Genomic DNA, 11,450 nt, shown 5'->3' with positions numbered 1-11,450 from the left:
GTGGTGACGCTGCGCTGCGAAGAAATCTGCCCAGGATTCGACCTCGGGGTGCTGCTTGAGAAGTGCTCGGCGCTGGCGCTCGGTCATGCCTCCCCAGACACCGAACTCCACTCGATTGTCGAGTGCGTCAACGCCGCACTGGAGCATCACAGGGCAATGTCGGCAGATGACCGCGGCTTTGCGCTGTGCAGCGCCTCGCACGAACAGTTCATCGGGATCGACTTCGCGGCACCGTGCCCGGGAAACCCAGGCAATGCGTGCTTCCGCTTGGTCGACGTCGAGCCGGGCCGTCGGGGTGGTCATGTGCATTCAGTTGCCCCTCTACTCTCCGAACACCGCTACGCGGTGTCCGATATTGCGTAGGAGTCGCGCCGTAGCGCTTCCCCTATAACGCAATCTCCCTGTCAAGGTGTTACCTGCATCACACTGATGTCTCAATCTAGGTAACCTGATGCCCGGGCGCAAGGCGAGGAAAACCTTTTCTGGTACGTACGTGCATAGCTGCACGTCGCGCGGCATGCCGCCGCCCTCAATACGACCGCGGAGCATGGCTGCCCGTACTGTGTACTTCGTGTCGATCCGAAGCACGGTGGCGAAGCTTGTTGGTTGTACCGCCCTCGGCGGCGTTCTCGTGGCAGGGATGCTGTTCCCGGCCGCAGGGGGATTCGGGTACGTCTCCAACCGCGCCGCCGACACCGTGGACAACAGTTCTGCCGAACTCGTGGAGGGTGTCGTCCCCGCGGTGACGACGATGGTGGACAACGCGGGCAACCCCATCGCCTGGCTGTACGAGCAGCGCAGGTTCGAGGTGCCCAGCGACCAGATCTCCAACGAGATGAAACTTGCGATCGTCTCGATCGAGGACAAGCGCTTCCCGGAGCACCGGGGTGTCGACTGGCAGGGCACGATGCGCGCGTTCCTCACCAACACCACGAGCGGTCAGGTCGAACAGGGTGCATCGACGATCGACCAGCAGTACGTGAAGAACTACATGCTGCACGTCGTCGCCAAGACCGACGCCGAGCGCCGTGCCGCCATCGAAACCACTCCGGCTCGCAAGATCCGCGAGATCCGGATGGCGCTCACGCTCGACGAGAAGCTCACCAAGGACGAGATCCTCACCCGGTATCTCAACCTGGTGCCGTTCGGAAACGGTTCCTTCGGAATCCAGGACGCTGCGCAGACGTACTTCGGCATCGACGCCAAGGACCTGAACATCCCGCAGTCCGCGATGCTCGCCGGCATGGTGCAGTCCAGTTCCGCGCTGAACCCCTACACCAACTCCGAGGGCGTCCTCGAGCGTCGCAACATCGTTCTCGACACCATGATCGAGAACATCCCCGAGCGTGCCGCGGAGATCCGCGAAGCCAAGCAACTCCCCCTCGGTGTCCTCCCCGAACCCAACACGCTGCCTCGCGGTTGCATCTCCGCAGGTGATCGTGGCTTCTTCTGTGAATACGCGCTGCAGTACCTCGAAAACGCCGGGATCTCGCGCGAGCAGATCGACAAGGGCGGATACGTCATCCGCACCACGCTCGACCCCGAGGTCCAGTCGTCGGTGAAATCGTCGCTCGACAAGTTCACCAGCCCCACCGTCGATGACGTCGCCTCCGTGATGAATGTGATCGAACCCGGCCAGGACACGCACAAGGTCCTCGCGATGGGCTCGAGCCGCACGTACGGCCTCAACGGCGACAACAAGGAAACCGTCCAGCCGCAGCCGTACTCGCTCACCGGTCACGGTGCCGGGTCGATTTTCAAGGTCTTCACCGTCGCCGCGGCGATGGAGCGGGGCCTCGGCACGTCGGCAGTACTCGACGTCCCCAACCGGTACAACGCTCGCGGACTCGGCGACGGTGGTGCCCGCGGTTGCCCGCCGAACTACTACTGCGTCGAGAACGCCGCCCCCTACCCGGCGAGCCTGTCGGTGAGCGATGCGCTCGCCCAGTCACCGAACACCGCGTTCGTGAAGCTGATCGAGGCCACCGGTGTCGAGTCCGTCGTCGACATCTCCGTGCGACTGGGCCTGCGCTCGTACCTGCAGCCCCGCACGTCCGGATTCGGCGACCAGTCGATGTCGGACATGCAGAAGGATCAGCACCTCGGGTCGTACACACTCGGGCCGACCTGGGTCAATCCACTCGAACTGTCGAATGTCGCGGCAACTCTCGCGTCGCACGGCAAGTGGTGCCCCCCGTCGCCTATCGAGGGCGTGTTCGACCGCGAGGGCAAGCCTGTTCCGATCACCCAGGAGGCCTGCGAGCAGGTCGTCGAGCCCGGCCTGGCGGATACCCTCGCCAACGCACTGAGCAAGGACACCTCGGGCGGTGGCACGGCAGCGGGTGCCGCCGGATCCGTGGGATGGAACCTGCCCGTCTCGGCCAAGACAGGTACCACCGAGTCCCACATGTCGTCCGCATTCCTCGGCTTCACCAACCGGTACGCGGGCGTCGTCTACACCTACGGTGACTCCCCCACGCCCGGCCAGATCTGCTCCGGTCCCGTCCGGCCCTGCTACGACGGCAACCTCTTCGGCGGCACCGAGCCGGCGCGAACCTGGTTCTCCGCGATGCTGCCGGTGGCGACACGATTCGGCTCGATCGAACTTCCGCCGGTAGACCCGCGTTACGTGCGCGGTGCCGGCAACGCCCAGGTGCCCGACGTGGCGGGGCTCCCTCGTGAGCGCGCCACGCAGCAGCTTCAGGACGCCGGATTCTCGGTGACGGAGGCGACGGTGAAAGCCGAGCAGCGCGCCGGCACCGTGACGAGCAGTTCCCCCTCGGGTTCGGCCGTCCCGGGCAGCACGGTGACGATCTTCGTCAGTGACGGCTCGGTGCGCGCCGTGCCGTCGGCCAGTGCCACCCCCGCCCGGCCCGACGGCCGGGAGGTGCCCGACACCACCAGCCGTTCCACTCCGGCGCCTATTCCGGGCCGGGAACCGGAGCAATCCGAATCGTCGCCGCCGCCGGACGAAGATTCGTCGGCGACCACCACTCCGAGCAGACCCGACAACTGACCGGTCCCGATAGATCAGGGCGCGACCTCCACGAGGTCGCGCCCTGATTCTCTTCGGTGGAGTGGGCGAAAACTACAGCCGCGAACGGACCGCCGCCGAGAGCCGCTTGCCGTCTGCCTTCCCCGCGGCGATCGCCGTCGCAGCCTTCATGACCTGCCCCATGTTCTTGGGCCCGGGACGCTCACCGATCTCCTCGGCGACCTGCCCGATCGCGGTGTCGACGACGTCGACGAGTTCCGCGTCGGTCAACGGCGTCGGGAGGTATTCGTCGATGATCCGGCCCTCGGCATGCTCTTTGGCGGCGAGTTCACCGCGGCCGTTCTCCGTGTACACCTCGGCTGCTTCGCCGCGCTTTTTGGATTCGCGCGCCAGAACTTTGAGGATGTCCTCGTCGGAGAGTTCGCGAGCTTCCTTACCCGCCACCTCTTCGGTCTGGATCGCGGACAGCATCATGCGGATCGTCGCCGTGCGCAGCTTGTCCTTGTCCTTCATCGCCGCGGTGAGGTCCGCGCGCAGTGTGGATTTGAGCGAGGGAGTGGTGTCGGTCATGGAGGAAACGCTACGCCCGAGACCACGAACACGGCGCGCGGACCGATCGCGGCGGTACCCTGGACGAGTGCCTGATGTTTCTGCTCTTCGCCGCGTCGCAGTCGGCGCCGCCGGAGCTTCTGCCCTCGGCCTCGGCTACGCGACTCTGATCGAACGCAACGCCTTCACTTTGCGAGAGGTGACGGTCCCGGTGCTTGCACCGGGCGCATCGACCCTCCGCGTTCTCCAGATCAGCGACCTGCACATGATGCCCAACCAGCGTCTCAAGCAGAACTGGTTGCGCGAACTCGACTCGCTCGAGCCCGACCTGGTGGTCGACACCGGGGACAACCTGTCCCACCCGCGGTCGGTGCCGGCCGTGGTTCAGGCGCTCGGTGGTCTCCTCGCACGTCCCGGCCTGTTCGTGTTCGGGAGCAACGACTACTTCGGGCCGGTCCCGAAGAACCCGTTCGCGTACTTCGACAAGAACCACGACCGCGTCTACGGCGCGCCGCTGCCGTGGGGCGATCTGCGGGCCGCGTTCACCGAACGCGGTTGGCACGACATGACGCATGTGCGTCGCGACATCGAGGTGGGCGGTGTCCGTATCGCCGTCGCCGGAGTCGACGACCCGCACCTCGAGCGTGACCGCTACGAGACGATCGCCGGCCCGGCAGATCCGTCCGCGGACCTTCGGCTCGGTTTGACGCATTCCCCCGAGCCGCGCGTGCTGGATCGCTTCGCGGCCGACAACTACGACCTGGTGCTCGCCGGTCACACCCACGGCGGTCAGCTGTGCCTCCCGTTCGTCGGCGCGCTGGTCACCAACTGCGGAATCGACCGGTCGCGGGTGAAGGGCCCGTCCCGGTGGGGCTCGCACATGCAGCTTCACGTGTCCGCCGGACTCGGCACGTCGCCGTTCGTCCCCGCACGGTTCTTCTGCCGTCCGGAGGCCACGCTGCTGACGCTCGTCCCGGCTCCGCGCGAGACCCGGCACCGGGATCTCGACAGCGCGGCCGAAAGCGCGCAATCTCACCGCTGACCAGCAGATTTAACCTTCGCCCGAGTCGTGATGTAAGCTAGCCGAGGTTCATCACGGGGTGTGGCGCAGCTTGGTAGCGCGCTTCGTTCGGGACGAAGAGGTCGTGGGTTCGAATCCCGCCACCCCGACAGTGATAAGCAGTTCAGAGGCCCTTTCCGCAGTGCGGAAAGGGCCTCTGGCCTTCTCACGGGTCGACTGCCCCGACAGTCCACTTTCGAAATGTCAATGGATCGACTCGTGCACCATCGCCGCGATTCGACGTTCGAGATCATTGAACGCCACCGACGTCACGTCCCGCTCATCTCCGAGGTCGATGTCGACGATGTCGCGGATGTGGCCCGGCACTCCGTGCGAGGCACCGCCCGTCATGACGACCACGCGATCCGACAGGTACACAGCCTCCTCGATACTGTGCGTCACGAAGATGACAGTTGTGCCCTCCGCCTTCTGGATCCGCGCCAACTCGTGCTGAAGAGTGGTTCGCGTCAGCGCGTCGAGAGCGCCGAAGGGCTCATCCATCAGCATCACTGCCGGATTGTTGGCCAGCACCCGTGCAATCGCCACGCGCTGCTGCATACCTCCGGAGAGCTGATGCGGGTACTGCTCCGCGAACCGCTCGAGCTGAACGGCGTGAATGTACTTGTCGGCCTGTTCGTTCGCGATGTTGCGACCCAGTCCGCGCTGGCGGGGACCGTATGCGACGTTTTCACGCACGGACATCCACGGGAAAAGTCCGTAATCCTGGAAGACGACGCCTCTCTCCGGGCCGGGGCCGCGTACCGGATTACCACCGACCACGAGGTCTCCCGAGGTCTGCGCCTCGAAACCGGCGAGCATCCGGAGCAGTGTGCTCTTCCCGCAACCGCTGGCGCCGACGAGGCACACGAATTCACCGGATTCGATCGTGAGGTCAACGCCCGCGAGCGCCTGGACGGCACCCGGACCGTCGCCGTACTGCTTGGAGAGGTCCCGGATAACGATATCGGCGGCCTGCGCGGCTCGACCGGCCTGCGGCGCGAGGGTGGTTACTGCGTTCGACATGGGATTGCCCTTTCGTCGTCAAGTGTGGATGCGGGTCAGGACAACCCGGGTCGGCTACCGGTCGCAACCTTCAGGATCCATCCCATCAGCCGGTCGGTGATGAATCCGGCCAAGCCGATGAAGACCATGCCGGCGATGATCAGGTCGGTACGGCTCATGTCCCGCGCCTGGGTGATCATCGCGCCCAGACCGGTGGAGATGCCTACGGTCTCGCCGACGACCAGCACCACCCAGGACAAGCCGAGCGCGATGCGCAACCCGCTCGTGATGCTTTGCATCGCACTGGGAATGATGATCTTGTAGAGCGTTTTCGGCTGCGGCGTCCCCAACATGGCGGCCGCCTCGAGGAGACGCGGCGGAACCTGGGCGACGCCCATGACCGTGTTGAGCAGGATCGGGAAGAACGCGGCAATGAAGATCAGGAAGATCGTCGAACGGTCGCCGTAGCCGATGATCAGCAACGCCAGGGGTGCCCATGCTGTGACCGGGATGGGACGGACCAGGTTCACGGTCGTCTCGAGGGCTCGACGCACCGGCCCGAAACGGCCCATCAGCACGCCCAGTGGGATCGCCAGGGCAGCCGCGAGGAGAAAGCCGTTGAGCACGCGCAGGGTGCTGGCGGCGAGGTGTCGCCAGAGCGATCCGCTGTACGCATCATCGTGAATGCCACCGAACGTGACGTCCCACATCCTGCGAGCAACCTCGCCCGGTGGTGGCAGGAATTGCATTTGAACGCCGAGCGGGAGCGTCCAACCGAACCGCACGCCGAGGCTCCAGAAGCCGCCGAGCAGAACCAGGACCGGCAGACCGTAGAAGACAGCCGCTGTCTTTTTGAGGGCAGCGAGCGGGGCGGACACGACAGCAGTGCGAACTCGGGGAGTTGCAGGCGGAACGGGCTGATTGGGTGTCTTACGGCTGATCACGTCGGTCATCACTGGTCCGCCTTCTGGAACGAGTCGTCGATGAATACCTTCAGGTCGGGTTCGACCGGGATCTGGCCCAATGCCACCATCTGCCGGGTGAGCGCCGCGACCTGGCTCCGGTAGTCGTTGGAAAGATCAGAACGAGGCCAGATGTTGGCGATCGCGGTCTCGGCGACCTCGGAGTCGAGTCCGAACTCTCCGACCACGCCCTGCTGCCACACGTCGCGTTCGGCATCCAGGAACGCTGCCGTCTCGGCGTGTACGTCGACCAGCGTCCGCACCAGATCGGGGTTCTCGTCGATGGTGCGCTGTGTGGTCGCGAGCCCGATGTTCACGCGGCCAACCGGGGTTTCATAGGGAGAAATCAGGCTGTGCGCGCCTGCCTTGATCGCGGTGGCCGGACCGAGTTCCGCAGACGAGAACGCCGCGATCTGGCCGGTCGACAACGCGTTCGCCATATCGGAGAAGGGGAGGTTGACCAACTGGATGTCGCGGTTCGCATCCAATCCGTTCTGCGCGAGGGTGAGCCGGAGCAGAATCTCCTGTGAGGAACCGAGCGGGAATCCGACCTTCTGCCCCCTGAGGTCCTCGACCGTCTCGATACCCGCTGCCGCGACAATGCCCGTGCCGCCATCCGCGGCGGAAGCAATCAATCGAACATCCTGTCCCGCAGCCGCACCCGCAAGGAAGGCGGGGACGCCGGCGACACCGAAATCGATTGCTCCGCTGACCAATGCATTCTTGATGTCCGGTGACGTGTCGAACACGACGACCTCGACGGAAGTTCCCGCGGGCGCGAACCGGTCGTACAGGAAGGGATGGAACAGGTGGGGCTGACCTCTCAGCGTGCCGACCTTCACGATGTTCGTGCTGCCACCGTCGCCGGTTGGTTGCGCCGCGAACGTGGCGTCGATGTTGCTGCACGAGGCCGTGAACAGCATGGCGAGACCAGCCGCAGCGACGGCGAGTTGCCGAAATAAACGAAGGGGCACGGGAACTCCTGGGGTAGAACAACGAAATCAGGGTGACCTGCTGCAAAGAGGCGCTGGTCAAGTGGAATACAAGGCTGTATCCGTGGTGTATACAGTCGCCCGGTTCGGTTACCCCGAGCGTTCCGCTACGTGACAGCGTTGTTACGAGTCGTCGCCGTCCGTAAGTGTCACGTCACACGGGGACTCTTCCGAGAAACGCGCGCCAGCCGCCGAATTCGGTGATGTCCTCGCCCACGGCAGCGGACGCCGGTGTGCAGGTGAAGCCGATGACAGGCGTGCCGTCCGAGAGAGTGATCGCGGTGAGCGCCATCGGCTCGGGTAGTGCCGCCAAGAAACTGCCGAGTCCCGCTCGTGAGATGCGGTACAACTCACCGGGAATCGACCGGCCCTGCCCTCCGGGACTGTGCACCAGGCCAGGCTTGGCCGGCAGCGTAGCCAGTCGGACCATGATGTAGTCGTCCGTCGTCTCGATGTCACGTTCGTAACGGGCACCCATCGCCTCGAGCTGAAAATGAAGTGGCTCGCCCCTCAAGTGCGCGCCGAACACAGCCAGCGGCACGCCCACCTCCGGCGCAAGCGGCGCACTGCGGACCCCTGCAACCAAGGCTGCGACGTCGAGTGCCACCTGGTCCCCGAACGCCGGCGTGATCGTCATGAAACCGAACGATTCACCGGGCGCACCCTCGGCGGGCACCGCGACCGAAGCCATGTCGAGCAGGTTGCAGAAGTTGGTGAAAGTACCGAGACGCCGGTTGATCTCGACCGGCTCGGCCAACACGTCTTCGATCAGCGGGTGCTCGGTGGTGGTGGGCAGTAGCAGCGCGTCGATGTCATCGAACAGCTCGGCTGCGAAACGCTTCGCATGCGCCAATGTTCCTATGTCGCTCGCGAATTCGTGGGCTGACTTTTCCCGCGCGTTCAGAATGATGGCCGCGACCGTCGGATCGAGCGCGGCCTCCGGGTTCGCAGCGACGAACGATCCCACAGCGTCGAAGCGTTCGGCGACGAGCGCACCGTCGTACAACAGCCGGGCTGCCGCGAGCAGGGGCTCGATGTCGACCTGAACCACCTCGGCGCCGGACCTCTCCGCACGTTGGACGGTGGCCGCGAAACTACTGCGGTACGTGGGCGACAGCATTTTCAGCTGCGTGTCGATCGGTACGCCGACGCGAGGTGCCGACGGGGCGGACAGCGTAACGTCGGCCGGCCATACCCGGCTCCGCGGGTCGGCGGCATCCGGACCGATCATCACCGACATCGCGAGGGTGGCCACATCCAGGCTCGGCGCCATCACGGTTACGCAGTCGAAGTCGGCACAGGCGGGGACGACGCCTCGGGTCGGGACCAAACCGAGAGTGGGCTTGATGCCCACCACGCCGTTGAACGTCGCCGGCACCCGTCCCGATCCGGCCGTATCGGTGCCCAGTGCGAAGTCGACCATCCCCAGGCCTACCGCGGCGCCCGATCCGGAACTGGAGCCGCCCGAGACCCGCTCGGGGTGATGCGCCGCACGCACCCGCCCATACGGGCTGCGCGTCCCCACCAGTCCGGTCGCAAACTGATCGAGGTTGGTTTTGCCGAGCAGGACAGCGCCGGCCCGCAACAGCCGCTCCACCGCGGGTGACGACTCCGCCGGGACGTAGGCGAACTCCGGGCACCCCGCGGTGGTCGGCAGTCCCGCCACATCGATGTTGTCCTTCACCGCGAAGGTCGTGCCGGCCAGCGGCAGCGCCTCTCCCGCCGCGATGCGAGCCTCGACCGCCGCAGCATCGGCGAGGACGTCGTGCTCCGCGCGCAACGTAATCCAGATTTCCGGCCGGTCGCACTCGGTGATGCGGGCGAACGCATGCATGACACGTTCGCTGGGGGTCGCTTCGAAGACCGTTGTCATAGTGACCGCTTTCTCGGGCGGGCCGTGCGACGACCCAGAGATGTATACGTCGCTGCATACATAAATGGAGCGTTGTTACAGACGCGCTACGCGGCGTGACCGTTTGATGTCACCGGATGCGGAAGGGCGTCCTGCGGGGGCCGTTCGCAAGAATCGGCGCACTCGGAATTGATACCTAGAGATTGTTTACAGCTTCGACGGCGAGCTCATCATGGCTTCCAGCCCCGAGGACATCCCTCTCGTACTGGGCATGGACGTACGCGACCAGACCGCCGGCTACGTGCGCGCCTCTCGCACACGGGGTGCTGAGGTCAGGGCAGCAGACGGTCGAGGAAGTCGTTGCTGAACACGCGATGGGGGTCGTGGCGATCGAACGCTGCCAGGGCGGCGTCCCAGCCCTCGTCGGACGACAAGCCCTCGCGATACATCGCGGGGATGGTGCCGCCGAGGAAACCGGCGTCGCGGTACCCGCCCTCGTTGTCGAAGGCCCATCCCTTCGACCATTCGGATCGGAACGTCGCGTAGTCGCCCGAGTAGCGGTCGGCCATCCACTGTTCCATCTCGCGGAAGAAGGCGGACAGTCCCGCGGTGCCCGGAATCGACACGACGTTCATCCAGATCGCGGTGTCCCAGTCCGGACGGTCGGGCCGGGGACGTACCGGTGAAAGATTGGGAGCGCCTGCCGAATCGGTGAGGACCTCGGATTGGTCGTCGATGCGGCACAACCGGACCTCGAACGGCATGTTGACCGGATACTGCCCGAGCGACGCGTAGTACGTCATCCGCTCGTGCAGCCACGTCGTGAATTCGTGGATGACTTGCGCGATGTTCTCGCGCCGGGTCACCACCACGCCTCCACCGGCGACGACCCGCAACGTGGTGGCCCGAAGGTAGAACATCAGGTCTTTCGACCATCCCCACAGATCGCTGGTGTCGGTGGCCACGAGTCCCGCTGCGACCGCGCCGAACTGAGAGGCACCGAACGCGGGAGTGATGGCCTGGTTGCCGCTCGCCACCTGAGCGAGCGCATCGGTCACCGGTTCGGGGATGGAGTCGGAGAACACGTAAGGATAGGGGCCGAAGACCTCACGCGATTCTGCCGGTTTCTCCGGACTGACCGACCAGGTCTTGAGCCACGGCGTCTCCGTGAACGGAAACCAGATCGCTTCGACGCGTCCGTGTTGTTCGACGTAGCTTTCGAACGTGCGGCCCGGCGCACCGGGCGGGGCGAACAGTTCGCGCCACGGCACGTCGGTGGAACTCTGGCAGCGCACGCGGTAGTTCGCGCCGGCCTGCAACGTGACCGAGGTGACGAAGGTTCGGCCGAGGTGCGCGAGCAGAGGCGTGATTTCGGCGTCGGAGCGACGGAACTCGCGCAGTTCGTAGGACCCCGCGGCGTCGTTCCATACAACGGCGGTGAGGGCGAGCACGAGGTTCGACAGCGATCCGAACGACTGGCCGGCAACGACCGCCTCACCGGCGGCGGGGTACGTGGAGCCGTGTGCTCCGATCGACAGGGCACCGGCGATCGAGATGTCCCCGATGGCCGGGGAATTCGCCCAGCCGAGCCCCTCTCGTTGGAGGGCGCTCAGGATGGCTTCGATGCTCGCGCCGGCGTCGGCGGTGACCGTCGCCGGATAGCCGGTGGGATCGACCGATACAGAATTCAGTTGCGACATGGTGTCCACCAGGACGACCTTCTCGACGTTCTGCCCGGCTTCGAGGGTGAGGGGGCTCCAGCTGTGCATGGAGCCGCGCGGCCGAATCCGGAAGCCGTGGATCCGCGCCCAGTCGGCCAGCCGCACGATGTCCTGGGCGTCACGGGCAGTCGCGGTCCACACTGCGTCGAATTCGATCGTCTTCGCCCAGTTGACGAATCGCTGCTGCGCGAGCGGAATGTCCGCGGGGAAGTTCGGGGGCGCCGCGATGGTCGCGGCCGGATCGCCGAGCGGCACAGCACCCGCGCGGCTCCACCCTGTCCCCATCACGAGCGCGGCGCCGGCCGCGGCACCGAGAA

The 11,450-nt window shown here is 65.6% G+C and carries 9 protein-coding genes and 1 tRNA gene; 3 read left to right on the top strand and 7 right to left on the bottom strand.

Translation table 11 applies throughout. The features are described 5' to 3' along the window. On the bottom strand, positions 1 to 309 hold a 309-nt coding region (locus HF877_RS18390), incomplete at its 3' end, for a WhiB family transcriptional regulator (protein WP_169622630.1). Between the two features lie 280 nt (positions 310 to 589). Here HF877_RS18390 and HF877_RS18385 point away from each other — a divergent pair. Beyond that, complete coding sequence (locus tag HF877_RS18385; protein WP_169622648.1) at positions 590 to 3,016, top strand: transglycosylase domain-containing protein; 2,427 nt, start codon at positions 590 to 592, stop codon at positions 3,014 to 3,016. 72 nt (positions 3,017 to 3,088) lie between these two features. On the opposite strand, the gene HF877_RS18380 is transcribed toward HF877_RS18385, so the two are convergent. Further along, the gene (locus HF877_RS18380) at positions 3,089 to 3,565 is read right to left on the bottom strand and encodes a GatB/YqeY domain-containing protein (RefSeq protein ID WP_169622629.1); all 477 of its coding nucleotides are present in this window, start codon (positions 3,563 to 3,565) and stop codon (positions 3,089 to 3,091) included. A gap of 67 nt (positions 3,566 to 3,632) precedes the next feature. Here HF877_RS18380 and HF877_RS18375 point away from each other — a divergent pair, with 67 nt between their 5' ends. After that, positions 3,633 to 4,586 (top strand): metallophosphoesterase, encoded by a 954-nt coding sequence (locus tag HF877_RS18375; RefSeq protein WP_346765230.1) that lies wholly within the window; start codon positions 3,633 to 3,635, stop codon positions 4,584 to 4,586. A gap of 54 nt (positions 4,587 to 4,640) precedes the next feature. Further along, positions 4,641 to 4,714 (top strand) — tRNA-Pro (locus HF877_RS18370). Positions 4,715 to 4,808: 94 nt separating this feature from the next. On the opposite strand, the gene HF877_RS18365 is transcribed toward HF877_RS18370, so the two are convergent. From HF877_RS18365 to HF877_RS18345, 5 genes are all read right to left on the bottom strand, one after another. Beyond that, positions 4,809 to 5,627 carry an ABC transporter ATP-binding protein gene (locus HF877_RS18365; protein ID WP_169622627.1) on the bottom strand — a complete coding sequence of 273 codons (819 nt, stop codon included), beginning with the start codon at positions 5,625 to 5,627 and terminating at the stop codon, positions 4,809 to 4,811. Between the two features lie 35 nt (positions 5,628 to 5,662). Beyond that, positions 5,663 to 6,559 (bottom strand): ABC transporter permease, encoded by an 897-nt coding sequence (locus HF877_RS18360; RefSeq protein ID WP_240952659.1) that lies wholly within the window; start codon positions 6,557 to 6,559, stop codon positions 5,663 to 5,665. Beyond that, positions 6,559 to 7,542 (bottom strand): ABC transporter substrate-binding protein, encoded by a 984-nt coding sequence (locus HF877_RS18355; RefSeq protein WP_169622626.1) that lies wholly within the window; start codon positions 7,540 to 7,542, stop codon positions 6,559 to 6,561. The genes HF877_RS18360 and HF877_RS18355 overlap by 1 nt, the downstream gene beginning before the upstream one ends. Positions 7,543 to 7,714: 172 nt before the next feature. Then, complete coding sequence (gene atzF / locus HF877_RS18350; protein WP_169622625.1) at positions 7,715 to 9,433, bottom strand: allophanate hydrolase; 1,719 nt, start codon at positions 9,431 to 9,433, stop codon at positions 7,715 to 7,717. A gap of 311 nt (positions 9,434 to 9,744) precedes the next feature. Continuing rightward, complete coding sequence (locus HF877_RS18345; protein WP_169622646.1) at positions 9,745 to 11,418, bottom strand: cholesterol oxidase substrate-binding domain-containing protein; 1,674 nt, start codon at positions 11,416 to 11,418, stop codon at positions 9,745 to 9,747. Positions 11,419 to 11,450 lie beyond the last annotated feature (32 nt).

Source organism: Rhodococcus sp. BL-253-APC-6A1W, from assembly GCF_012843405.1.
GTDB lineage: Bacteria > Actinomycetota > Actinomycetes > Mycobacteriales > Mycobacteriaceae > Rhodococcus.
Note: the sequence above shows the minus strand (reverse complement) of the source record. Positions and strands in the feature narration are given on the sequence as shown.